This is a genomic window from Nocardiopsis sp. NRRL B-16309 (assembly GCF_001279585.1).
GTDB lineage: Bacteria > Actinomycetota > Actinomycetes > Streptosporangiales > Streptosporangiaceae > Nocardiopsis.
The window spans coordinates 119,073-141,736 of record NZ_LGEC01000027.1; the positions used below are offsets into that span (position 1 = coordinate 119,073).

The 22,664-nt window shown below is 72.3% G+C and carries 22 protein-coding genes; 7 read left to right on the plus strand and 15 right to left on the minus strand.

Features of this window, described 5'->3' with window-relative positions; all coding sequences use genetic code 11:
* Nucleotides 1-41: 41 nt before the first annotated feature.
* The 4 genes from ADL05_RS05175 to ADL05_RS05190 form a co-directional block, all read right to left on the minus strand.
* On the minus strand, nucleotides 42-833 hold the full coding sequence (locus ADL05_RS05175) for a succinate dehydrogenase/fumarate reductase iron-sulfur subunit (RefSeq protein WP_053615707.1): 792 nt from the start codon (nucleotides 831-833) through the stop codon (nucleotides 42-44).
* A complete protein-coding gene (locus ADL05_RS05180) occupies nucleotides 830-3,010 on the minus strand; it encodes a fumarate reductase/succinate dehydrogenase flavoprotein subunit (RefSeq protein WP_231640602.1) in 2,181 nt (726 codons plus the stop codon). Before ADL05_RS05180 ends, ADL05_RS05175 begins: the two co-directional genes overlap by 4 nt.
* 26 nt (nucleotides 3,011-3,036) lie before the next feature.
* Entirely contained in the window at nucleotides 3,037-3,849 is an 813-nt protein-coding gene (locus tag ADL05_RS05185; RefSeq protein ID WP_053615780.1) for a hypothetical protein, read from the minus strand.
* A gap of 371 nt (nucleotides 3,850-4,220) precedes the next feature.
* The gene (locus ADL05_RS05190) at nucleotides 4,221-5,303 is read right to left on the minus strand and encodes a LysR family transcriptional regulator (protein ID WP_231640603.1); all 1,083 of its coding nucleotides are present in this window, start codon (nucleotides 5,301-5,303) and stop codon (nucleotides 4,221-4,223) included.
* A gap of 131 nt (nucleotides 5,304-5,434) precedes the next feature.
* On the opposite strand from ADL05_RS05190, the gene ADL05_RS05195 reads away from it, so the two are divergent.
* The 3 genes from ADL05_RS05195 to ADL05_RS05205 are packed head-to-tail and all read left to right on the plus strand — an operon-like array spanning nucleotide 5,435 to nucleotide 8,781.
* Nucleotides 5,435-6,091 (plus strand): succinate dehydrogenase cytochrome b subunit, encoded by a 657-nt coding sequence (locus ADL05_RS05195; RefSeq protein ID WP_082376124.1) that lies wholly within the window; start codon nucleotides 5,435-5,437, stop codon nucleotides 6,089-6,091.
* On the plus strand, nucleotides 6,092-8,038 hold the full coding sequence (locus tag ADL05_RS05200) for a fumarate reductase/succinate dehydrogenase flavoprotein subunit (RefSeq protein ID WP_053615709.1): 1,947 nt from the start codon (nucleotides 6,092-6,094) through the stop codon (nucleotides 8,036-8,038).
* Nucleotides 8,035-8,781, plus strand: coding sequence for a succinate dehydrogenase/fumarate reductase iron-sulfur subunit (locus ADL05_RS05205; RefSeq protein ID WP_053615710.1), 747 nt, complete (start codon nucleotides 8,035-8,037; stop codon nucleotides 8,779-8,781). The genes ADL05_RS05200 and ADL05_RS05205 overlap by 4 nt, the downstream gene beginning before the upstream one ends.
* A gap of 50 nt (nucleotides 8,782-8,831) precedes the next feature.
* Here the strand turns inward: ADL05_RS05205 and ADL05_RS31550 are convergent, their stop codons facing one another.
* The 5 genes from ADL05_RS31550 to ADL05_RS05225 form a co-directional block, all read right to left on the minus strand.
* Nucleotides 8,832-9,026 (minus strand): hypothetical protein, encoded by a 195-nt coding sequence (locus tag ADL05_RS31550; protein WP_231640604.1) that lies wholly within the window; start codon nucleotides 9,024-9,026, stop codon nucleotides 8,832-8,834.
* A 149-nt stretch (nucleotides 9,027-9,175) separates the two neighbouring features.
* Nucleotides 9,176-9,313, minus strand: a complete 138-nt coding sequence (locus ADL05_RS31555; protein ID WP_231640605.1) for a hypothetical protein — start codon at nucleotides 9,311-9,313, stop codon at nucleotides 9,176-9,178.
* Entirely contained in the window at nucleotides 9,310-9,510 is a 201-nt protein-coding gene (locus ADL05_RS05215) for a hypothetical protein (protein WP_053615711.1), read from the minus strand. Before ADL05_RS05215 ends, ADL05_RS31555 begins: the two co-directional genes overlap by 4 nt.
* Before the next feature lie 23 nt (nucleotides 9,511-9,533).
* Complete coding sequence (locus tag ADL05_RS05220) at nucleotides 9,534-10,232, minus strand: MBL fold metallo-hydrolase (RefSeq protein WP_053615712.1); 699 nt, start codon at nucleotides 10,230-10,232, stop codon at nucleotides 9,534-9,536.
* Complete coding sequence (locus ADL05_RS05225; protein ID WP_053615713.1) at nucleotides 10,229-11,761, minus strand: FAD-dependent monooxygenase; 1,533 nt, start codon at nucleotides 11,759-11,761, stop codon at nucleotides 10,229-10,231. Before ADL05_RS05225 ends, ADL05_RS05220 begins: the two co-directional genes overlap by 4 nt.
* A gap of 90 nt (nucleotides 11,762-11,851) precedes the next feature.
* On the opposite strand from ADL05_RS05225, the gene ADL05_RS05230 reads away from it, so the two are divergent.
* Nucleotides 11,852-12,448, plus strand: a complete 597-nt coding sequence (locus ADL05_RS05230) for a TetR/AcrR family transcriptional regulator (protein WP_053615714.1) — start codon at nucleotides 11,852-11,854, stop codon at nucleotides 12,446-12,448.
* Nucleotides 12,449-12,460: 12 nt separating this feature from the next.
* Here the strand turns inward: ADL05_RS05230 and ADL05_RS05235 are convergent, their stop codons facing one another.
* The 5 genes from ADL05_RS05235 to ADL05_RS05255 all read right to left on the minus strand — a co-directional run bounded on the left by ADL05_RS05235 (nucleotide 12,461) and on the right by ADL05_RS05255 (nucleotide 15,410).
* Nucleotides 12,461-13,120 carry an N-acetyltransferase gene (locus ADL05_RS05235; protein WP_053615715.1) on the minus strand — a complete coding sequence of 220 codons (660 nt, stop codon included), beginning with the start codon at nucleotides 13,118-13,120 and terminating at the stop codon, nucleotides 12,461-12,463.
* A gap of 105 nt (nucleotides 13,121-13,225) precedes the next feature.
* On the minus strand, nucleotides 13,226-13,861 hold the full coding sequence (locus ADL05_RS05240) for a GNAT family N-acetyltransferase (protein ID WP_053615716.1): 636 nt from the start codon (nucleotides 13,859-13,861) through the stop codon (nucleotides 13,226-13,228).
* Nucleotides 13,862-13,912: 51 nt separating this feature from the next.
* Nucleotides 13,913-14,581, minus strand: a complete 669-nt coding sequence (locus tag ADL05_RS05245) for a TrmH family RNA methyltransferase (RefSeq protein WP_053615717.1) — start codon at nucleotides 14,579-14,581, stop codon at nucleotides 13,913-13,915.
* 10 nt (nucleotides 14,582-14,591) lie between these two features.
* Entirely contained in the window at nucleotides 14,592-14,987 is a 396-nt protein-coding gene (locus ADL05_RS05250) for a hypothetical protein (RefSeq protein ID WP_053615718.1), read from the minus strand.
* Between the two features lie 48 nt (nucleotides 14,988-15,035).
* Nucleotides 15,036-15,410, minus strand: coding sequence for a DUF3054 domain-containing protein (locus ADL05_RS05255; protein ID WP_053615719.1), 375 nt, complete (start codon nucleotides 15,408-15,410; stop codon nucleotides 15,036-15,038).
* A gap of 141 nt (nucleotides 15,411-15,551) precedes the next feature.
* Here ADL05_RS05255 and ADL05_RS05260 point away from each other — a divergent pair, with 141 nt between their 5' ends.
* Both ADL05_RS05260 and ADL05_RS05265 read left to right on the plus strand, forming a co-directional pair.
* Nucleotides 15,552-17,405, plus strand: a complete 1,854-nt coding sequence (locus tag ADL05_RS05260) for a serine/threonine-protein kinase (RefSeq protein WP_231640606.1) — start codon at nucleotides 15,552-15,554, stop codon at nucleotides 17,403-17,405.
* Nucleotides 17,406-17,428: 23 nt separating this feature from the next.
* Entirely contained in the window at nucleotides 17,429-19,393 is a 1,965-nt protein-coding gene (locus tag ADL05_RS05265) for a serine/threonine-protein kinase (RefSeq protein ID WP_053615781.1), read from the plus strand.
* 65 nt (nucleotides 19,394-19,458) lie between these two features.
* Here the strand turns inward: ADL05_RS05265 and ADL05_RS05270 are convergent, their stop codons facing one another.
* A complete protein-coding gene (locus ADL05_RS05270) occupies nucleotides 19,459-21,666 on the minus strand; it encodes a prolyl oligopeptidase family serine peptidase (protein WP_053615721.1) in 2,208 nt (735 codons plus the stop codon).
* A gap of 102 nt (nucleotides 21,667-21,768) precedes the next feature.
* Here ADL05_RS05270 and mshB point away from each other — a divergent pair, with 102 nt between their 5' ends.
* On the plus strand, nucleotides 21,769-22,635 hold the full coding sequence (gene mshB, locus ADL05_RS05275) for an N-acetyl-1-D-myo-inositol-2-amino-2-deoxy-alpha-D-glucopyranoside deacetylase (RefSeq protein WP_197285690.1): 867 nt from the start codon (nucleotides 21,769-21,771) through the stop codon (nucleotides 22,633-22,635).
* Nucleotides 22,636-22,664: the final 29 nt, after the last annotated feature.

The window sequence follows — 22,664 nt, forward strand, 5'->3', positions numbered from 1 at the left end:
GGGGGAACTCCGGCCACGGGCACCGGGGGTGGGTCCCCGGGTCAGGCCCCCTCGGTGGGGCGCCGGGTGTTCGGCGCGATGGGGGTGTCCTTCGGCCGCCGCCCGATCTTCGAGCCCAGCCACACCAGCGGGTCGTACTTGCGGTCGGCCACCCGCTCCTTGAGCGGGATGAGGGCGTTGTCGGTGATGTGGATGTTCTCCGGGCACACCTCCGTGCAGCACTTGGTGATGTTGCAGTAGCCCATGCCGAAGTCCTCATCGGCGGCCTTGCGCCGGTCCTCGGTGTCGTAGGGGTGCATCTCCAGCTCCGCCACCCGCATGAGGTAGCGCGGCCCCGAGAAGTGCTCCTTGTTCTCCTCGTGGTCGCGGATCACGTGGCAGACGTTGTTGCACAGGAAGCACTCGATGCACTTGCGGAACTCCTGCGAGCGCTCGACGTCCACCTGCTTCATCCGGAAGTCCCCGGGCGAGGTCGCCGGGTCCGGGGTGAACGAGGGGATCTCCCGCGCCTTCTGGTAGTTGTACGACACGTCGCACACCAGGTCCCGGATCACCGGGAACGTGTGCATCGGCGTCACCGTCACCACCTCGTCCTCCTCGAAGACGCTCATGCGCGTCATGCAGGAGAGCCGGGGCCTGCCGTTGATCTCCACCGAGCACGACCCGCACTTGCCCGCCTTGCAGTTCCACCGCACGGCGAGGTCGGGGGTCTGGGTGGCCTGGAGCCGGTGCAGGACGTCCAGGACGACCTCGCCCTCGTTGACCTCCACCTCGTACTCGGTCAGGGCGCCTTCGCCCGCACCCCGCCACACCCGGAACGTCCGCTTGCTCATGACCGGTCCTCCTCGGTCGACCCTTCCGTGCCGTCTGTGTCGTCCCTGTCGTCCGCCCCGTCCGTGCCGCGCGCCTCGCTCGTGCCGCCCGCGCCGTCCGAGGCGACCCGCTCGCTGGTCTCGCCCGCCTCGTCCGCTGTGTCCACGGCCCCGGTCGAGGCCGCGGCCGTCCCCGGGCCCTCACCCGGCACCTCGCCCGGGCCCTCACCGCCCACGGCACCGGGTTCGGCGTCCGCGGGAGCCGTGCCGTCCGGCGTCCCGGCGGCCTCGGCGGCGACCTCCTCGGGCAGTTCCTCCTTGGTCAGGTACTTGGCCAGCTCGTCGTGCCCGAACCCGGACATCAGCTCGGCCGGGATGTCGGCGACCGGGCGGCGCGACAGCTCCACGCCGCCGTCCGGGCCGACCCGGACCTGCAGGTTCACCCGCCGCCACTCCGGGGACATGTCCGGGTGGTCCTCGCGGGTGTGGCCCCCGCGCGACTCGGTGCGCTCCAGCGCCGACCGGGCGATCGCCTGGGAGACCAGGAGCATGTTGGGCAGCGCCAGGGCCAGGTGCCAGCCCGGGTTGTACACCCGGTCGCCGGGCGCGCTCAGCAGCCGCGCCCGCCGCACCATCGCGTCGAGCCGCTCCAGCGCCCGCTCCATCTCGCCCTCGCGCCGGATGATGCCGACCAGGTCGTTCATCGTGTCCTGGAGCTCGCCGTGCAGGGTGTACGGGTTCTCGCCGTCGCCCTGCTTGAGCAGGGCCAGCGCGTCCGAGACCGCCCGTGATGCGGCTCCGTCCAGCACCTCGCCCGGGGCCCGCGCGTCCAGCCCGTCGACGTAGGCGGCGGCGCCCAGACCGGCGCGGCGTCCGAACACCAACAGGTCCGACAAGGAGTTGCCGCCGAGCCGGTTGGACCCGTGCATACCGCCCGCCACCTCGCCGGCGGCGAAGAGCCCGGGCACGTCCGAGGCGGCGGTGTCGGCCTCCACCCGCACCCCGCCCATCACGTAGTGGCAGGTCGGGCCCACCTCCATCGGCTCGGCGGTGATGTCCACGTCCGCCAGCTCCTTGAACTGGTGGTGCATCGACGGCAGCCGCCGCCGGATCTCCTCGGCGGGCATGCGCGTGGACACGTCCAGGAACACCCCGCCGTGCGGCGACCCCCGTCCGGCCTTGACCTCGGCGTTGATCGCCCGGGCCACCTCGTCGCGGGGCAGCAGCTCCGGCGGCCTGCGGTGGCCGGACGGGTCGGTGTACCAGCCGTCGGCCTCCTCCTCCGACTCCGCGTACTGCGCGCGGAAGACGTCCGGCACGTAGTCGAACATGAAGCGGCGGCCCTCGGAGTTGCGCAGGACACCGCCGTCGCCGCGCACCGACTCCGTGACGAGGATGCCCTTGACCGACGGCGGCCAGACCATGCCCGTGGGGTGGAACTGCACGAACTCCATGTTGATCAGTCCGGCCCCGGCACGCAGCGCCAGCGCGTGGCCGTCACCGGTGTACTCCCAGGAGTTGGACGTGGTCCGGAACGCCTTGCCGATGCCGCCGGTGGCCAGGATGACCGCCGGTGCCTCGAACAGCACGAACCCGCCGTCGGCCCGGCGGTAGCCGAACGCCCCGGCCACCGCTCCGGAGGCGTTGGTGACCAGCTCGGTGACGGCGGTCTCGGCGAACACCCGCAGCATCGCGTCGGGGTCGCCCGTCTCGGCTGCGTCCGCCTGCTGGAGGGCGACGATCCGCTGTTGCAGCGTGCGGATCATCTCCAGGCCGGTGCGGTCGCCCACGTGGGCGAGCCGGGGGTACTCGTGTCCGCCGAAGTTGCGCTGGCTGATCCGCCCGTCGGGGGTGCGGTCGAACAGCGCTCCCCAGTACTCCAGCTCCAGGATGCGTTCGGGAGCCTCGCGGGCGTGCAGTTCGGCCATCCGCGGGTCGTTGAGGAACTTGCCGCCGCGGATGGTGTCGCGGAAGTGCACGGTCCAGGTGTCGTCGGCGTTGGCGTTGCCCAGCGCGGCCGCCGCGCCGCCCTCGGCCATGACCGTGTGCGCCTTGCCAAAGAGCGACTTGGAGATGACCGCCGTCCGCTTTCCCTGCTCGCGTGCGGCGATGGCGGCGCGGAGCCCGGCTCCGCCCGCCCCGATCACCACGACGTCGTAGGAGTGGCGGGTGATGTCCGGTTGCGTGGTGGGGGGCATGTCTGGCTGGTGTCCTTCCCCGGTGCTCAGTTGATGATCCTCAGGTCGGTGATGGTGCCGCTGGCGACCAGCGCGATGTAGGCGTCGGTGATCATCAGGGACGCGATGCTCAGCCACCCGAACCACATGTGCCGGTTGTTGAGCACCGACACCCGCGACCACAGCCAGTACCGGACGGGACGGCGGCCGAAGCTGCGCAGCCGCCCGCCGAACACGTGGCGGCACGAGTGGCAGCTGAGTGTGTACCCCCACAGGAGCACCACGTTGGCGAGCATGACGAGGTTGCCGACCCCGAGGCCGAACCCGCCGTCGGTGCCGTGGAAGAAGGGCACCGCCATGTCCCAGGTGTTGATCAGTGAGATGGCGAAGGCGGCGTAGAAGAAGTACCGGTGGCCGTTCTGCGGCAGCATCAGCGGCCGGGTCTCGCCGGTGTAGGCGCGGTGCGGCTCGCGCACGGCGCACGCCGTGGGCGCCTGCCAGATCGAGCGGTAGTAGGCCTTGCGGTAGTAGTAGCAGGTCACCCTGAACAGCAGCAGGATCGGCAGGCTGACGAAGGCGTAGGGCAGGAAGAACGGGAACTCGAAGGGCAGCCGTCCGAAGAGTGCCGCGTCCGGCGCGCACTGCTGTGCCAGGCACGGTGAGTAGAACGGGGTCAGGTAGTGGTGCTCCTGGACCCAGTAGTGGTCCTGCTGGAAGACCCGCACCGCGCCGTAGACGAGGAAGGCGGCCAGCCCCAGGGTCGTGAGGACGGGCCCCAGCCACCACTGGTCGGTGCGCAGTGTGCGTTGGGGGATGCGCACCCGGCCGCCGCCGGGGCGCGTGCTGTCAGTCGAGGTCACCGTGGTCTCCACCTCCTGTGGAGAGTGCCTCGGCCATGCGGGCGGGACGCGGGACCGCTGCTGGTGGCCGTGGCTGCTCTCCGCGTGTGCTGGACGGCTGAGGGAGAAGCAGAAGCGAACCGGTCTGCAACGCAACGCTAGGGCGTTGTGATCACGGTCACGTCCCGTTGGAGGGGGAACGGGAGAGATATGAATGTGAAATAGGCCACTCTTGCACGTTTATTTGTCGGCAAGAGTCATTGTTCGTGGCGGTATTTCACGTTCTGAGTGTTTTGTGGCAATGGGGGGCGAATGGTAATGGATGTGGCCGTTGGGATTCGGTCCGTCGCGCCGGGGAGGGCGTCCGCGGGCCCGCCCCCGGGTCGACGGCCTCAGGAGCCCGCCGACCCGGCGCCGCCGCCCGCGCCGCTCGTCCCGCCGCCCGTGCCGGGTTCACCGCTCGTGTCACGGGTGCCGGACCCTCCGTCCGCGCCGGACGCGTCGCGCTCTCCCAGGGGGCCGTCGCCGCCCCTGGCGTCGGCGCTGGTGATCAGCACCTCCAGGTCCGGGCCCAGCTGCTCCGGGGTCAGCCCCAACAGGTACTCGTAGAGGTGGCGCTGGAACGCCTCGGCCGAGTGCGAGGGGACCACGTCCTTGCGCCGCGCCAGCGCGACCGTCCTGAGCAGGCGCGGGCGCGCCAGCGGGGTGCCGCGCAGGCCGTGGCGGTTCTTCAGCACCATGCTGGGGACCACGGCCAGCCCCAGCCCCGCCTCCACGAACCGCAGAACCGCGTCCATCTCCCCGCCCTCGACGGCCAGCAGCGGCTCGAACCCCGACGCCCGGCACGCGCGCAGCGTCGCCTCCCGCACGTCGTAGCCGCGCCGGAACATCACCAGCGGACGCCCCTCCAACTCCGTGATCCGCATCGACGCGCGGCCGTTGGGGGAGGGCTGGGACTTGGGGCTGGCCACCACGAGGTTCTCCCGCAGGATGGGCGTCGTGGAGAAGTCCGGGTCACTGCTCTGCAGGGGCAGGATGATCAGGGCCAGGTCCAGCTCACCGCGCCCCAGGTCGCGGACGAGATCGCGCGACCCGCTCTCCTCCACCTGGAGTTCGATGCCGGGGAAGCGGGTATGGAAGTCCGAGAGCACGTCGGCCAGCAGCCCCGCGCACAGTGACGGGGTCGCGCCCAGGCGCACCCGCCCCCGGCGCACGCCGGCCAGCTCCGCCACCTCGCGGCGGGCGGTCTCCAGGTCGGTGAGCATGCGCTGGGCCAGCGGCAACAGCGCCTCGCCCGCCGGCGTGAGTGTGATATTCCCCCGGGCACGACTGAATAACGGCGCGCCCAACTCGCGCTCAAGGCTGCGGATCTGTTTGCTCAAGCTCGGCTGGGCGACGCGCGAAAGCTCGGCTGCGCGGGTGAAATGGCGTGTGCGGGCCACAGCGACGAAGTAGGCGAGCTGCTGGAACTGCATGCTTCATAGCCTACGGCTATGGACACCAGGGTCCTGATGACTTGGACGTCGGACTTAACTCAAATTTAAAGTGGCAGACTGTGGCGAACAGTACCTTGACCAAGAAGCGGTCTACGGCCTACGGGTCCACGGTGGCGCTCAAGTCAGCAATGGCGGTCACCGGGGCGATCCTTGTGCTGTATTTGATCGCGCACATGTACGGCAACCTGAAGGTCTTCTCAGGCCAGGAGGCCTTCGACGGCTACGCGCACTCGCTGCGCGAGCTCGGATACCCCCTCCTGCCCGAGAGCGGATTCCTGTGGATCTTCCGTCTCGTCCTCCTGGCGAGCGTCCTGATCCACATCTACGCCGCGGTGACGCTGTGGGGCCGCGCCCGCAGGGCACGTCCCGCGTCCGAGCGCTACCAGGTGAAGAAGCGGGTGCAGCGCACCTACGCGTCCTACACGATGCGCTGGGGCGGTGTGCTCGTCGCGCTCTTCGTGATCTTCCACATCCTGCACCTGACGACGAACGACATCGCGCCCGGCGGGCGGTCCGACAGCGCCTACGAGCGGCTCGTCAACGGCTTCCAGCCCGAGTTCTGGTACGTGACGCTGTTCTACGTGGCGTCCGTCATCGCGGTCGGCTTCCACCTGCGGCACGGCATCTGGAGTGGCCTGGCCACGCTCGGTGTCAACAAGGCCGGCCGGCAGGGGACGATCAACGCGATCGCCGTGGGCATCTCGCTGGTCGTGACCGTCGGCTTCCTGCTCCCGCCCCTGGCGGTCACCTTTGGACTGGTGAGTTAATTGTCTGACAACGATCTCTACATCGAGGGCGCCCCGATCCGGGACGAGAAGGCCCCCGAGGGGCCGATCAACGAGCGCTGGGACAAGCGCCGCTTCTCGGCCAAGCTGGTCAACCCCGCGAACCGGCGCAAGCTCTCCGTGATCATCGTCGGTACCGGCCTCGCCGGTGCCTCCGCCGCCGCCACCCTGGGTGAGGCCGGCTACAACGTCACGTCCTTCTGTTACCAGGACAGCCCGCGGCGCGCGCACAGCATCGCGGCCCAGGGCGGCATCAACGCGGCGAAGAACTACCGCAACGACGGCGACAGCATCTACCGGCTGTTCTACGACACGGTCAAGGGCGGTGACTTCCGCTCCCGCGAGTCGAACGTCTACCGCCTGGCCCAGACCAGCGTCGAGATCATCGACCAGTGCGTGGCCCAGGGCGTGCCCTTCGCCCGTGAGTACGGCGGCCTGCTCGACAACCGCTCGTTCGGAGGCGTGCAGGTCTCCCGCACCTTCTACGCGCGAGGCCAGACGGGCCAGCAGCTGCTCATCGGCGCCTACCAGGCGCTGGAGCGCCAGGTCGCCGCGGGCACCGTCCAGATGAACACCCGCCACGAGATGCTCGAGGTCATCGTGGTGGACGGCAAGGCGCGCGGCATCATCGCCCGCGACATGGTCACCGGCGAGATCGAGACGCACTTCGCCGACGCGGTGGTCCTGGCCACCGGCGGCTACGGCAACGTCTTCTTCCTGTCGACCAACGCGATGGGCTGCAACGTCACCGCCGCCTGGCGCGCGCACCGCAAGGGCGCGCTCTTCGCCAACCCCTGCTACACGCAGATCCACCCGACCTGCATCCCGGTCAGCGGCGAGTACCAGTCCAAGCTGACCCTGATGAGCGAGTCGCTGCGCAACGACGGCCGCATCTGGGTGCCGAAGAAGGGCGGGGACGACCGCGACCCGCGGCAGATCCCCGAGGCTGAGCGCGACTACTACCTGGAGCGCATCTACCCGGCCTTCGGCAACCTGGTGCCGCGTGACATCGCCTCCCGTGCCGCCAAGAACGTGTGCGACGAGGGCCGCGGCGTGGGCCCCGGCGGTCTGGGCGTCTACCTGGACTTCGCCGACGCGATCGAGCGCATGGGGCGCAGTGCCGTCGAGGCCAAGTACGGCAACCTGTTCGACATGTACCAGCGCATCACCGGCGAGAACCCTTACGAGGTTCCGATGCGCATCTACCCGGCCGTGCACTACACCATGGGCGGGCTGTGGGTCGACTACGACCTGCAGAGCTCCATCCCGGGCCTGTTCGTGACCGGTGAGGCCAACTTCTCCGACCACGGCGCCAACCGCCTGGGCGCCAGCGCGCTGATGCAGGGTCTTGCGGACGGCTACTTCGTCCTGCCGAACACCATCAACGACTACCTGGCCGCCGGTCCCTTCGAGGCGATCGACGAGGCGCACCCCGAGGCCGTCGCGGCCAAGGAGCAGGTCACCTCCCGCATCGACAAGCTGCTCTCCATCCAGGGCTCCCGCACGGTCGACTCCTTCCACAAGGAGCTCGGCCACATCATGTGGGAGTACTGCGGCATGGAGCGCAGCGAGGAGGGCCTGTCCAAGGCCATCGAGCTCATCCGCGCGCTCAAGGCGGAGTTCTGGCGCGACGTCAAGGTGCTCGGTGAGAACGAGGAGCTCAACCAGGCCCTGGAGAAGGCCGGCCGGGTGGCCGACTTCCTGGAGCTCGGTGAGCTGATGTGCATCGACGCCCTGCACCGCCGCGAGTCCTGCGGCGGCCACTTCCGCGCCGAGAGCCAGACCGAGGACGGCGAGGCGCTGCGTCACGACGACGAGTTCGCCTACGTCGCGGCCTGGGAGTTCGGTGGCGAGGACAGCAAGCCCGTACTCCACAAGGAAGACCTGGAGTACGAGTACGTCGAGATGAAGCAGCGGAGCTACAAGTGAACATCACCCTGCGCGTGTGGCGCCAGAAGGGCCGTGACGACGAGGGCCGGATGGTCACCTACAAGCTCACGGACGTCTCGCCGGACATGTCCTTCCTGGAGATGCTCGACGTTCTCAACGAGAAGCTCACGCTGGAGAACGAGGACCCGGTCGCGTTCGACCACGACTGCCGCGAGGGCATCTGCGGTGCGTGCGGCGTCGTGATCGACGGCGAGGCGCACGGCCCGGAGGTCACCACCACCTGCCAGCTGCACATGCGCAGCTTCAAGGACGGCGACACCATCACCGTGGAGCCGTGGCGGGCCAAGGCCTTCCCGGTCATCAAGGACCTGGTCGTGGACCGGGGCGCGTTCGACCGGATCATCCAGGCGGGCGGCTACATCAGCGCCCCGACGGGTACCGCCCCGGACGCCCACGCCAACCCGATCCCGAAGCCGGACGCCGACCGCGCGTTCGACGCCGCGACCTGCATCGGCTGCGGCGCCTGCGTGGCGGCCTGCCCCAACGCCTCCGGCATGCTGTTCACCGCCGCGAAGGTCACCCACCTCGGCATGGTCCCCCAGGGCCAGCCGGAGCGTGCCTCGCGCGTGGTGAAGATGATCAACCAGCACGACGAGGAGGACTTCGGCGGCTGCACCAACATCGGTGAGTGCGCCGCGGTCTGCCCGAAGGGGATCCCGCTGGACACGATCTCCCAGCTCAACCGCGACCTGCTGGGTTCGCTCAGCAAGGGCGTCGGCTGACGCCCACCCGTCGCACCGGGGCCGTCCTCCTTCGGGAGGGCGGCCCCCGCTCATTCCTCCCGGGGCCACTCCGCCAGCTTCCTGAGCTGTTCGGCGATCTCCCGGACTTCGACCAGTTCACCTGTCGTGGCGGCGATGACCAGGTCGTAAGCGGAATCCTCGTCGGTGTAGTCGAAGTCCACCCCGTTGAGGCTGAGAAAGGCGTCCGTGCTCAGCCAAGCGAGGCGCTTGTTTCCGTCGACCAACGGATGGCCGATGGTGATGGCCTGCAGAAGGCGGCAGCCTTCTCCCATACGTCCGGGTAGGCATCCTCCTCGAACGCGGAAGCCCGTGGGCGCTGCAAGGCAGAGAGGAGTTGCGTCTCATCACGTAGCTCCACCGAGGGTAGAGCGTACTAGGCGATCTGGAGGACGTTCTCCCGGGTGAGGTAGACGATCATGCCGCTGCCGCTGCCGCTGCCGCTGCCGCTGCCGCTGCCGCTGCCGCTGCCGCTGCCGCTGCCGCTGCCGCTGCCGCTGCCGCTGCCGTTCACTCGGCCAGCCGTGCCAACAGGGAAGCATCGCGCTCAGTGGTCATCTTCACGCGTTCCAGGACCCTCTGAGCCTGGCGACGCTCAAGGAAGTCCGTGACGGCGGTGACCAGTTCTGTATCGACAGTGTTCCCGTCTTCCATGGCTGCCGCTTCGAGCGCGGCACGCACGTCTTCGGGGAGCTGAAGCTGCGTGTCCATGTCCCTGATGGTACCGAGAAAGGCTAACTTCTGGTCGGCGCTTCGGGCGGGTGCGCGATCCTCTCGATCCGGCGGCGCGACGCGGGGAGGGCGGCGGGGCGGCCGTGGCCGAAGTGCAGGCGCCGGGGTCCCTCGCCCAGCAGGCGGCGCACGCTGTCCCTCAGCTGTTCGATGTCCTGGGCGAGGAAGGGGAGGCCGGGGCGGTCCCGGCGGACCATGCTTCCGGCCAGGAGGTCCCCGACCAGGGCGTCGCCGCTCTCGCGGTGCAGCAGCGTGATCGACCCGGGGGTGTGGCCCGGGGTGTGCAGGACGTCGAGCGGCACCCCGTAGCGGTCCAGGGCCGTGCCGTCGGCCAGGACCAGGTCCGGGGTGAAGGCGGGGAAGCGCGTGTCCAGGGTGCGGGCGAGCAGCCGCCCGAACGTGTTCAGGGGATGGTAGAGCACGCTGTTCCCGGCCTCGGCCCAGTGCGCCTCGGCCTCGTGGACCGCCACCGGGACCCCGAGTTCGCGCCCGAGCCGGGCCGCGCCGCCCGCGTGGTCGGGGTGGCAGTGCGTCAGCACCACGAGCGAGACCGAACCCGGGTCCACCCCGGCGCGGGTGAGGCGGCCGAGCAGGCGCCCCTCCCCGCCCGCGAACCCGGTGTCCACGAGCACGGTGCGCTCGCCGCGCACCGCGTAGGCGGTGGAGGCGCCGAGCGGGAGCGTCACGACGGGGGCCCTCATCGGACCTCCCCGAGACGCGCGAGCGGGGCCAGGGCCGCCGACAGCCCGGCGGCCGGTCCGGCGTAGGCGAGGTGCCGGTCGGGGCGGACCAGGTAGGCGGCGCCGTACAGCCGGGCCGCCTCCCGCCCCCGGTCCAGCGCGGTCGGCACGCCTCCGGTGGATTCGGCCCGCGCCCAGTCGGGGGTGAGCACGCGCACCGCGCAGGAGTCCGGCACGGCCAGCCCCTCGGCCTGGGCCGGATCGGTGAGCAGGACGGTGTGGCGGTCGTCCGGCAGCAACGCGTGCAGGCGCCGGGGGCGGTTCGCTCTTCCGTCGAAGAACGCCAGGTCGGGCAGCCGGTCGCCGCCCGCCAGGCCGCGGACCCGTCCGCTGGTGCCGGAGGCGCGCCGGTATCCGTGGTCGAGTTGCGAGAAGCGCCGGGCCAGCGCGCGCCGGGCCCGCGGCGAGGACCGGAGGACCGTCAGCGCCGCGTCGCGCACGTGGCGGCGCGGGTCGCCGCGCAGCAGCATCATCTGGGCGCCGCGGTGGGTGAAGGCGATCACCTGGGCGGCCACGGGGTGGCGCTCGTCCTGGTAGGAGTCGAGGGCGCCGGCGTCGCCGCGTGCCGCGGCGGCCAGCCGCCAGGCCAGGTTCATCGCGTCGCCGATCCCGAGGTTGAGGCCCTGGCCGCCGAAGGGCGTGTGGACGTGTCCGGCGTCCCCGGCCAGGAAGACGCGTCCGCTCCGGTAGCGGACGGCCTGCTCGTGGGCCAGCGAGAAGGTCCAGAACTGGTCGACCGAGCGGATCGTGCCCTCGATGCCGGTGCGGGCCATGGCGTTCTGCGCGTCGCGCAGGTCCGGCTCGACGCCGGGGGTGGCGGTGTAGGCCAGCCGGTAGCGGCGCTCGCCCGGGAGCGGGAAGACGCCGAAGATGCCCTCGGTGTCGCCGGAGAAGGTCATCTCGTTGCGGGGCAGCGGCCAGTCCACGACGGCGTCGCACAGGACCCAGTCGTCGGCGTAGGGGGCGCCCACGCGCTCGATCCCGAGGAGCCCGCGCACGGTGCTGTGCGCCCCGTCGCAGCCGACCAGCCATCGCGCACGGACGGTGGCCGTGCGTCCACCGGTGACGACCGTGGCGCGGACCCCGTCCGCGTCCTGCTCGACGCCGGTGCACTCGGTACCGCGCTCGACCCGCACGCCCTGGTCCGCGAGCAGGTCGATGAGCAGGTGCTCGGTGCGCGCCTGCGGGATGTCGACCATGAACGGGTAGGCGGTGTCGGCGAGCGTGCGGAAGTCCACGGCGAGGCGGTCGCGGTGCCCGGTGCGCAGGCACAGCACGTCGACGCGCCGGCCCTCGGCCAGGACGGCGTCGACCACGCCGAGGTCGCGCAGGTGCTCCAGGGTGCGGGCGTGCAGGGCGGCGGACTTGGTGAGTTCGAGGACGCCCGCGTGCTTGTCGATGACGCGGACCCCCACCCCGAGGCGGTGGAGCCGGGCGGCGAGGGCGAGTCCGGTCGGGCCGGCCCCCACGATGAGGACGTCGGTGTCCATCACATCTCCCAAATCGAATGTTCGTTCTTTTTCAGCATCCTGGCGCGCCGGACGTCTGTCAAGACCGAACGTTCGTTCTATGATGTGGGCATGCCACGAGTCACCGACGCCTACCTGACCGAGCGGCGCGAGCACATCCTCACCTCGGCCGCCGCGTGCTTCGCCCGCGAGGGCTTCCACCGCACGTCCATGCGGGACGTGATCACGGAGGCGGGCCTGTCCCCGGGCGCGGTCTACCACTACTTCCGGGGCAAGCACGACATCATCGCCGCGATCTCCCTGGACGCGGTCACCGCCGTCGGCGAGGCGGTGCGCGCGTCCGTCGGGCGGGGCCAGACCCTCCCCGACCTCGTGGCCGGACTGCCCGCCGCGATCGAGGCGCTGGACCGGGCCGACGACCGGACCCGCCTGGCCGTGCAGGCGTGGGGCGAGGCCCTGAGGGAGCCGGTCCTGGGCGAGGCCCTGCACGAGGGGGTGGAGGTCGTGCTCACCGCCCTGCGCGAGCGCGTCGACCTGGCGCGGGCCGCCGGAGAGGTCTCCGCCGACGTCGACTCCCCGGCGGTCGCCCGCGTGGTCCTCGGCATCGTGCAGGGATTCATCCTGCAACGGGCCTGGGACCCCGGGCTGAGCGCCGCCGACTACGGGCGGGGCGCGGCGGCCGTCGTGGGCGGCCGTCTCGCCCCGTGACCGTCGGGGTGCTCAGGCCGCCGAACCGCGCATCAGGCAGTAGGTCGACGGGTAGCGCGCGTCGTTGAGCACGCGCACGACCCGGAAGTCGAACTTCTCGTAGTAGCCGAGGTTGGCCGAGTTCATCGTCTCCAGGTACACCGGCACGCCGTCGGCGTCCGCCCGGGCCAGGCCCGCGCGCAGCAGCCGCGAACCCACGCCGGTGCCGCGCGCGACCGGGTCGGTGCCGAGCATGGACAGGTACCAGTGCGGTTCCTCCGGCCTGCTGTGCGCCAGTTCGCCGAGGTAGCGCACCACCTCGGGGACGCGGCGCAGGCCGACCAGCGCGGCCAGGTGGGGGAGCGAGCGCACGAGGAAGGAGGTGACCTCGGAACCGCCCTCCGGCGGGTTCCACAGCGCGGCGCCCCGGATCACCGGGGCGGCCGTGGCGCCGGAGGCGTCCGTGGTGCCCTCCCGGGCGTCCACCACCGAGGCGTCGGCGCGGGGGACGTGGCCGAATCCGGCGACGATGGCGCTGAGCCTGACCGTGCGGGCCATGCGCGTGTCGTCGTCCGGGAACAGCCAGCGTGGGAGCGGATCGTTGGCGAAGGCGCGGCCGAGCACCCGTGCCACGCCCGGCACGTCGTTCATGGTCGCGGTGCGGACGGCCTCGGCCGTCGACGTGGGGGGCATACGCGATGCCTCTTCCCTTGGTCCATGGGCTGCTGGGTCATCGCTCATGGTAGATCACGGAATCATCACGAGAGGGCGGAATTCCCGGATCCGCCCGGACGGGCGTCAGGCGGGGTCGCGGCGCAGGAACGTCGTGGTGCCCAGACCCGGGTGGTCGACCTCGCGCACCACGTCGAAGCCGAAGCGCTCGTAGAAGCCCACGCACGTGGCGTCGAGCGTCTGGGTGAACACCGGCAGCGACTCGGAGTCGGCCCGGTCCAGTTCGGCGTTCAGCAGGGCGCCCGCGACGCCCCGCCCCTCGACCGCCGGATCCACGCCGAGCGCGGCCAGGTACAGGTGGGGCTCCTGGGGTGCGGCGAGCTTCCACTCGGCGAACACGCGCACGAACGACGCCAGGTTCCCGCGACCGACCAGGGACGCCCAGTGCGGCCACGCGCGCATCGCCACCAGCCGGCCCTCGGGGTTGCTGTTCGGCGGTGCCCACAGCGCCGCCGCGCGGATGGTGGGGGAGTCCTCGGGGCCGTCCGACATCGTGGTCACGCGCGTCTCGCCCGCGGGCACGTAGCCGAACCCGGACACCAGGGCGAAGAAGCGGCGCGTGCGGGCCATGCGCAGGTGGTCGTCGGGGAACAGCCACCGCAGCAGCGGGTCGTCGTGGCAGCTCCGGCTCAGGACACGGGCGATCCCGGGCACGTCGTCCATCGTGGCGAAGCGGGCTGTGGACGTGACGGTCGAACTCATCCGAGCACTCTCTGGTAGGGGGCCTTGCCCACATCGTAGATCACGGCGCGGTTACGGAACCGGGGTCGCGGGGGTGGCCCTCGTCATGTCCGCGACCGGTTGGTCGAACACGTGCGCGCGGACCCAGGCGTGCATCGCCACCGCCGCGGCCGCCCCGGCGTTGATAGAGCGGGTCGACCCGAACTGCGCGATGGACAGGACCGCCTCGCACACCTCGCGCACGCCCTCCGAGAGCCCGGGGCCCTCCTGGCCGAACACCAGGACCGCCTCGCGGGGCAGTGCGTAGGTCTCCAGCGGGACCGCGCCCGGCAGGTTGTCGATCCCGATCAGCGGCAGGCCCGACGCCTCGGCCCACGCCACGAGCGCCGCGGGGTCGGGGTGGTGGTGGACGTGCTGGTAGCGGTCGGTGACCATGGCGCCCCGCCGGTTCCAGCGCCGCCGTCCCACGATGTGCACGGCCGCGCACCCGAAGGCGTTGGCGGTGCGCACGACGGACCCGATGTTGAAGTCGTGCTCCCAGTTCTCCACCGCGACGTGGAAGGGGTGGCGCACGGCGTCGAGGTCGGCGACGATCGCCTCGCGGCGCCAGTACCGGTAGCGGTCGACGACGTTGCGCCGGTCGCCCTCGGCCAGCAGGACGGGGTCGTAGTGGTCGCCGTCGGGCCAGGGACCCGCCCAGGGGCCCACACCGACCTCGCGGGTCTCGTCGTGCTCGTTCATCCCGTCCAGCTTACGTACGCCTCATGTCGATGTGCCCGATGTCGCCCGCCTGGACGACCTGCGCGTGGCCGCCGACATCGCCCACGTGGTTGGTGACCGACGACCCGTCCTGGGCGCTGACGAGCGGGCGCAGCCGGGCCACGAGGTCGGCGATCTCGGAGTCGGACCGCTCCGCCCGCTCCAGGTGCTCGGCGACGGTCTCGATGGCCCGCGCCTGCTCCGGGCCCTCGAAGCGCGCGGCCACCAGCGCCTCCTGGGCCTCGGGACTGTCGCCGAAGCGGCGGGACAGTGCCAGCGCGAGCTTGTTGACCAGGTTCATGGTGGCGTCGGTGGCCCTCTGGCCGAACACGGTCGCCAGACCCGTGGCGGCGGCGGTGGCGATGGCGATGGTGGCGGGGTCCGCCATGGCGACTCCTTGGTGGGAGGAAAACAGGGGCCGCCCCAGTCTTCCCCCTCAGCCGGTGCGTTGTCGCGTCCTGCGCGCCAAGAGCAGACCCGCCCGCCAGCCCAGCATGGTCGCGGCGAGGAACACGGACGTGACGACGACGAAGCTCAGCGGCGCGTTCTCACCGGTGGCCAGGCGCAGGGCCATGGCGCCCGCCACGGTCACCGCCCACACGAAGACCCCGGTTGGCCAGATCCGGTCAGGCAGCCGCCAGGCCTGGGTGACGAGCCACCCCAGCACCAGGGCCGCCGCGAACGGCCACGCGGTCCCGGCGATCCCCGCCAGGGCGGTCCCGGTTCCGTGGTCGGCCCGGCCGATCACAACGAAGGCCAGGACGCAGAGCAGGTCGGCCGCCAACGCGAGCGGCACCGCATACGAACGCATGGGCCCAGGCTAGGGCGCGGTCCGCCGATCGCCGCACCGGGGCGCGGCTCCGCGGTGCCCGAATCCGAACCGATCGGCTACCGCGGGTGTCCTATACGGTCGATGGGCACCGATCCCCCCCGAACAGAACAGGGTCGCACCATGAGCGCCTCCCCTTCGCCCATGGCTGCCGTGCTGCCCGAGGGCCTGCTGGCACTCGAACCCGCCGACCCCCGCCACCTCGGCCCCTTCCGTCCGGCGGGCCGGCTGGGTTCCGGCGGCATGGGCGTGGTGTACGCGGCCGTCGACGACCGCGGCCGGCCGGCGGCGGTCAAGTGCGTGCACCGCGTCTTCGCCTCCGACGCCGAGTTCCGCGCCCGGTTCGCGCGGGAGGTGGACCTGGTGGGCCGCGTCCGCTCTGCCTGCGTCCCCCGCTTCCTGGGCGCGGACACCCGGGCGGACGTGCCCTGGCTGGCCACGGAGTACGTTCCCGGGCCCACCCTGGCCGCGTCCGTGCGAGAACGGGGACCGCTCACCGGCGCCGCGCTGACCGCCTTCGCGCTGGGGGTGGCGGAGGCCCTGGCCGCGATCCACGCCCAGGGAGTGGTGCACCGCGACCTCAAGCCGGGGAACGCCATCCTGGGGCCGGTCGGGCCCCGGGTGCTGGACTTCGGCATCGCCCGAGCGGTCGAGGAGACCGCGCTGACGACGACCGGCGGGCTGGTCGGCACCCCCGGATGGATCGCTCCGGAGCAGTACCGGGGCGCGGCCGCGACGGACCGCTCCGACGTGTTCGTGTGGGCCGGGCTGGTGGCCTTCGCCGCGACCGGCCGGGGCGCGTTCGGGGTGGGCACCTCCGACGTGCTGGCGTCGCGGGTGATCTCCGAGCCGCCCTCGCTGGAGGGGGTGCCCGAGTCCCTGCGGGGTGCGCTGGAGCGCGCGCTGCGCAAGGAGCCGGGGGACAGGCCCTCGGCGCGGGAGCTGCGCGACTCGCTGGCGGGAATGCTCGCGCCAGCGGGGGCGGCGCCGGGCGGTGTGCCGGAGCTGCTGGCGGCGGCCTGGCCCGGAGGGTCCCCCGACCGTGACACGCACCGGGAGTGGGCCGCGCTGGCCGCGCCCCGGAAGCCGTGGGTGGTCCGGCGCCGCCGTCCGCTGGCGGCCGTCGGCGGTGTGCTCGCCCTCGCCCTGGTGGCCGCGTCCGGAGCGGCCGTCCTGCTGCGGGAGGACACGGCGGACGGCGGTACCGGCGGCGAGGACGCGACCGCGCAGGCCGGGGACGGGACGGCCGGGGACGCGGCGGACGGGAGCGGGACGTCCGGGGACGTGGCGGACGGGAGCGGGACGTCCGACGCGGCCAACGGCACCTCGGCCGCCACCGTGCCCGACGACGTCCCCGAGGAGTACCGCGACCTCTACGAGACCGGCGTGGTCGCGGTGGAGCCGGTCGCGGCCGAGGAAGGCCCGGCCGTGGTGCGCGGCCTCGCCCCGGCGGAGGGCGGGGCGGGGGCAGCGGGCCTGGACCAGCTCCGGCTCACCTTCCTCGACGCCCGGGAGACCGGCAGTGAACTGAACGCGATGGAACTCACGATCCGGGCGGAGTACCTGCCCGGTTTCGGCGAACTGCGCCTGCACAGCAGCGACTTCGCCCTGGTGACGGCGTCCGGCCCGCCTGAGGCGTCCGCACTGCGACGTCCGGGCAGCACGGGGGTGCTCGCCGCCCTCGGTCCGGAGGAGCCCGACGCCGAGTTCACGGTGACCTTCCTGGACACCAACCGGGACGCCGACCCCACCTCCTCCCTCCCCTCGGCGACCCGAGGAGTCGTCTTCTACCTCCCGGGCGAGGCGGTGCCCGACGACGGTCCGGCCGTCCCCGAAGGCCTCGGCGGAGTCTGCTCCGAGAGCGACGGAGAGTCGGCGGTCGGGCAGGCCCCCGAATTCCGGTTGAGCGCCTATGACCCCGTCGCCGCCGCCGGAGTCCCCGTGGACGGCTGCGACTTCACGATCACCGGGCAGTGAACATCGGCCAGGAGAGGAACCAGGTGACCCCCACACGTCCCCCGTTCGACAGAGACCACCTGCCGCCGGGCATCGACCCGCCGAGCCCGCAGGACCCCGAGGCGTTGGGCCGGTACCGCGTCGTCGGCCGGATCGGCGCGGGCGGCATGGGCGCGGTCTACGCGGGTGTGGACGAGGCGGGCGGCTGTGCGGCGGTGAAGGTGATCCACCCGCAGTTCGCCGCCGACGCCGAGTTCCTGGCCCGCTTCGCCCGGGAGGTGGACCTGGTCTCCCGGGTCCGGGGCACCTGCACGGCGGCGTTCTACGAGGCCGACGTGAACGCCGGGACCCCGTGGCTGGCCACCGAGTACGTGCGCGGCCTGCCACTGCGCGGCCACGTGCGGGAGAACGGTGTCCTCACCGGCGGCGTCCTGCTCGCGCTGGCGGTCGGGCTCGCCGAGGGACTGTCCGCGATCCACGGGGCCGGGGTGGTGCACCGCGACCTCAAACCCGGCAACGTCATCATGTCCCCGACCGGCCCCAAGGTGCTGGACTTCGGCATCGCGCGCACGGTCGACGGCACGGCCCTGACGAAGACGGGCGGGCTGGTCGGCACACCCGGCTGGGCGGCGCCCGAACTGTTCGACGGTGTCGAGGCCACGGACCGCTCGGACATGTTCGCCTGGGGCGGCATGGTGGCCTTCGCCGCCACCGGCCGCAACCCCTTCGGCACCGGTGCCGCCGACGCCCTCGTCCACCGCACCCGCCGGGAGCAACCCGACCTCGACGGCGTGCCGCCGGAGCTGCTGGGCCTCGTGCGCCGCTCGATGGACAAGGACCCGGCCCGGCGCCCCACGGCGGAGCGGGCCCTCGCCGAACTCACCTCGCGGTGGAGCGCGACCCGTGTCCAGCCGCTGCCGCACGACCTCCCGGCTCCCCACCGGCCGTCGCCCCAGGGCGGCGGAGCGGAGGGGGAGGCCCCACCGGCTCCGACGGCGGGCTTCGGCCCGGTCCCGCCCACCGAGATCGTTCCCGCCCTGCTGGCGACCGAGTGGCGCGGGATCACCGCGCCCGAACCCCGCCGGATCCGCCGCGGTCGCCGGTGGCCGGTCGTCGCGGCCGCCGCCACGGCCGCCGTCCTGGTCGCGGCCCTGGTGGCGGTGTGGCTGGTCGCGGACCCGACGATCCCCGGCGCGGACGACCCGTCGGCCGCGGTGACGGACACGGGGCAGGACGGTGGTGACGGCGGTTCGGACGGCGGTTCGGACGGCGGCGATGGTTCGGGCGAGGCGGCGGTGGACGACGGGGCGGCCCGTGTCGCGCAAGCGAGGCGGCTCGCCCTGGACGCCACCAGCTTCGAGGCCTACTACGGCATGACGGTCGGCGGCGACGGGTCGGAGGTCTACCAGCTGTACCGATACGAGGAGGAACCCGAGCCCGTCTACCTCCAGACCTCCCCGGCCGGCCCGGCGACCTCGGAGGTCATGTACCTCGGTGCGGGGCTGGACGACACGGTCTTCCGGACCATCAGCAGCCTGACCGGGGATACGGAGGTCGGCCCGTACTACCGGAACCCCGGCGCGGACCCCTCCATGACCGAGCACGCCTACCGTGAGCGGCTCGTCGACGACCTCGATCTGGCGGCGGAGTCCGGGAGCGGCGTCGAGTACCTCGGTACGAGCGGCGCGCCGGTGACGCTCCAGTACCCGCCGGAGGAGATGGGCGGCATGGCCGGTCTGGAGGGGATCAACGGGCACCACTACACCGGCGCCTACAGCAAGGAGGTGTCCGGCTCCGGGGACACGAGCGTGGGGATGGTCGAGCACACCTTCGACCTGTGGCTCGACGAGGAGGGGTACCCCCTGCTGTTCACCGTCTACTCCGAGCCCGACTTCGGCAGCGGTCCGGTGCCCGGCACCGACACCACGGTCTACGTGAGCTTCAACGAGGACGTGGACATCGAGGTCCCCGACGAGTCCGAGATCGAGCCGGACCAGCCCGGTTTCTGATCCGCCGACCGGTGCCGGGCGCGCCCCCTCGCGCCCGGCACCGGCCCGGGACCGCCTCCGCGTCCCTACTCGCCCCGCAGGCCGTCCTTGAGGAACCGCACCTGCAACAGCAGCAGGTTCTCCGCCACCACCGGGTCCGACGGCGAGTGCGTCACCCCCGACAGCGGCAGCACGGTGTGCGGCTTCCCGGCCGCCAACAGGGCCGAGGACATCCGCTGCGTGTGCGCGAACACCACGTTGTCGTCGGACAGCCCGTGGATCATCATCAGCGGGCGCTCCAGCTTGCCCGCGTCCTCCAGCAGCGAACTGCGTTCGTAGGCCTCCGGCTCCCCCTCCGGGGTGCCCAGGTAGCGCTCGGTGTAGTGGGTGTCGTACAGGCGCCAGTCGATCACCGGCGCGCCCGCCACCGCGGCGTGGAACACGTCCGGGCGGCGCAGGACCGCCAGCGCCGCCAGGTAGCCGCCGAACGACCAGCCGTGGATGCCCACCCGCGAGGTGTCCAGGCAGTCGAACCGCTCCGCCGCGTCCCGCAGCGCGTCCACCTGGTCCTCCAGGACCGGGGCGGCGAGGTCCAGGTGCACGGACTGCTCCCACTCCACGCCCACGCCCGGGGTGCCCCGGCCGTCGGCGATGAGGACCGCGAACCCCTGCTCGGCGAACCACTGCGCGCTCAGGTATGCTCCGCGCGCGTTGAGCACCCGCTGCGCGTGCGGACCGCCGTAGGGCGCCATCAGCACCGGCAGGGGGCGCCCGCCGTCCTGGTACCACGACGGCAGCACCAGCGCGCAGGGGATCTCCCGCGCGCCCGCGCGCCACGTGGTCACCCGCGGGTCCGGCAGGTCCGGGGCCTCGGCCAGGCTGGCGATCTCGGTCACCGCCCGCCGGGTCTCCGTGCTCGCGTTGCGCAGCACCAGCGTGCGCACACCCGGGAAGTCCATCGACCGGTGCTGCACGACCAACGTGTCGCCCCGCAGCCGCCCCGACCGCAGACCGCTGTGCGCCACGGCGTCCGTGGACTGAGAACAGCCGTGGCCGGGCAGCTCCACCGGCGCCGACAGCCCCGTGCCCAGGTCCACCAGCCACAGGGACACGTCCCCGGGCCGCCCCGCGGGCGACCCCGAGTACAGGATCCGGTCGCCGTCCACGTCCACCACGCCGCGCACGTACACGTCGGCCGGGCTGACCGCACGCCCGTCCGCGTACACGCGGCGCGCGCCGCCGTCGGCGTCCCGCGCGATCCACACCAGGGCGCCGCCGGAGGTGTGGGCCGGGACGCCCGGCATGATCTCCACCCACACGTCGTCGGTGTCCGTGCGGACCTCGGCCACCAGCCCGGTGTCCGGGTCGGCGCTGAACAGGGTGAGGGTGCGCTGGTCCCGGCTCTGCCCGGTGAACACCACGGTCGCGTTGCCGTCCGGGCCCGTGGTCCATCCGGCCGTGGGCAGGTAGGGCAGCGCCTCGTGGTCCCACTCCACCCACACCGGAGCGGGCGGCCCGGACGTGCGGTGGGCGGCGGAGGACGCCACCGGCAGCACCGCCAGGCGCACGGCCGGGTTGTCCGTGCCCGCCGCCGGGTAGCGCAGCGCCGTGGGCTCCTGCTCGGGACTGGCCGGGTCGTCCACGTACCAGCGCCCGACCGCGGACTCGTCGACCCGGGTGGCCAGCAGCGCCGAGCCGTCCGGTGCCCACCAGAACCCGCGGATCCGGTCCATCTCCTCGGCGGCGACGAAGTCCGCCAGACCCCACGTCACGTGCTCGCCGTCGTCCTGCGCCAGGATCCGGTCACCGTGGTCGTCCGCGGCGCCCGCGATGTCGATGACGCGCAGCGCTCCGCCGCTGACGTAGGCCACGCGGTCGCCTCGGGGGGAGATCCGGGGGTCGACGACGGGTGTGGTGGCGGGCAGCTCGCGCGGGTCGGCGTCGTCGCCCACCAGGTCGACGTAGAACAGCCGCCCGGACAGGGCGAAGACCGCGCGGGTGAACGCCTCGTCCACGGAGTAGGACACGATGCCGCCGCCGCTCTCGCGCAGCCGCTCCCGGCGGGCGCGCTCCTCGGGCGGCAGGTTCTCGTCGTCCGCGCCGAGCGCGTGCGGGTCGGCCAGGACGGCGTCCGTGCCGCGTTCGGCGTCGTGGACCCACAGGCAGGTGGCGGTGTCGACACCGTCGCGTCCCCGGAGGAAGGCGACGCGCTCCCCGTTCGGGGAGATCTGGAAGGCACGCGGCACACCGGTGGTGAAGCGGCGGGTTCGGGCGAGTTGGCGAGGAAAGCTCATGGCCCGATTGTGGCCCAGATCGGCGGCGGCCGGCGCACGCGGTCGCGGCGGGCGGGGGCGGTGACGAGGGGACACGCCCGTGTGGCCGGTATTGTTCGCTACGTGATGGACAGGCGACTCATGATGGTGCACGCGCACCCCGACGACGAGAGCATCGTCACCGGTGCCACGCTGGCGAAGTACGCGGCAGAGGGGGTCGGCGTCACCCTGGTGACCTGCACCCTGGGTGAGGAGGGCGAGGTCATCCCCGACGACCTCGCGCACCTGGCCGCCGACCGCGAGGACGCCCTCGGGGAGTACCGCGTCGGCGAGTTGGACAAGGCCTGTGTCGCGCTGGGCGTGCGCGACCACCGCTTCCTCGGCGGCGCCGGCTACTACCGGGACTCCGGGATGATGGGCGGTCCGGCCAACGACCACCCCCGGGCGTTCTGGGGCGCCGACGTGGAGGAGGCCGCCCGACTGCTGGCCGAGCTCATCCGCGAGGTCCGCCCGCACGTGGTGGTCGGCTACGACGAGCACGGCGGCTACGGCCACCCCGACCACATCCAGGCGCACAGGGTGACCCGCCGCGGCTGTGTCAAGGCCGCCGAGCGCGCGATGCCGGGCACGCCCTGGCAGGTCCGCAAGCTCTACGCGATCGCCCAGCCGGTGTCGCGGATCGAGGCGGTCATCGAGCGCATGGCGGAGGAAGCCGGCCCGTTCACACCGCCCGCCCAGGTGTCCGACATCGCGCGCGGCACACCGGACGCGCTGGTGACCACGCAGGTGGACGCCACCGACCACTGGGCCGCCAAGACCCTGGCGATGCGCGCCCACGCCACGCAGATCTCCGTGGACGGTGAGCGGTTCGCGCTGTCCAACGGCATCGCCCAGGAGATCGACGCCGTCGAGTACTACACCCTCCTCCTGGGGCCGACGCCGCGCCTCCACCCGGGTGAGTACGAGACCGACCTCTTCGCGGGCCTGTGAGCCGCCCGGTGAGCGGTGCCGTGGGAGGT

Excerpts from the sequence above, each read along its gene's own strand:
- ADL05_RS05175 (WP_053615707.1), bottom strand. The coding sequence starts at position 833 with ATGAGCAAGCGGACGTTCCGGGTGTGGCGGGGTGCGGGCGAAGGCGCC.
- ADL05_RS05180 (WP_231640602.1), bottom strand. The coding sequence starts at position 3,010 with ATGCCCCCCACCACGCAACCGGACATCACCCGCCACTCCTACGACGTC.
- ADL05_RS05190 (WP_231640603.1), bottom strand. The coding sequence starts at position 5,303 with ATGCAGTTCCAGCAGCTCGCCTACTTCGTCGCTGTGGCCCGCACACGC.
- ADL05_RS05215 (WP_053615711.1), bottom strand. The coding sequence starts at position 9,510 with ATGGACACGCAGCTTCAGCTCCCCGAAGACGTGCGTGCCGCGCTCGAA.
- ADL05_RS05220 (WP_053615712.1), bottom strand. The coding sequence starts at position 10,232 with ATGAGGGCCCCCGTCGTGACGCTCCCGCTCGGCGCCTCCACCGCCTAC.
- ADL05_RS05225 (WP_053615713.1), bottom strand. The coding sequence starts at position 11,761 with ATGGACACCGACGTCCTCATCGTGGGGGCCGGCCCGACCGGACTCGCC.
- ADL05_RS05230 (WP_053615714.1), top strand. The coding sequence starts at position 11,852 with ATGCCACGAGTCACCGACGCCTACCTGACCGAGCGGCGCGAGCACATC.
- ADL05_RS05235 (WP_053615715.1), bottom strand. The coding sequence starts at position 13,120 with ATGCCCCCCACGTCGACGGCCGAGGCCGTCCGCACCGCGACCATGAAC.
- ADL05_RS05240 (WP_053615716.1), bottom strand. The coding sequence starts at position 13,861 with ATGAGTTCGACCGTCACGTCCACAGCCCGCTTCGCCACGATGGACGAC.
- ADL05_RS05245 (WP_053615717.1), bottom strand. The coding sequence starts at position 14,581 with ATGAACGAGCACGACGAGACCCGCGAGGTCGGTGTGGGCCCCTGGGCG.
- ADL05_RS05250 (WP_053615718.1), bottom strand. The coding sequence starts at position 14,987 with ATGGCGGACCCCGCCACCATCGCCATCGCCACCGCCGCCGCCACGGGT.
- ADL05_RS05255 (WP_053615719.1), bottom strand. The coding sequence starts at position 15,410 with ATGCGTTCGTATGCGGTGCCGCTCGCGTTGGCGGCCGACCTGCTCTGC.
- ADL05_RS05260 (WP_231640606.1), top strand. The coding sequence starts at position 15,552 with ATGAGCGCCTCCCCTTCGCCCATGGCTGCCGTGCTGCCCGAGGGCCTG.
- ADL05_RS05270 (WP_053615721.1), bottom strand. The coding sequence starts at position 21,666 with ATGAGCTTTCCTCGCCAACTCGCCCGAACCCGCCGCTTCACCACCGGT.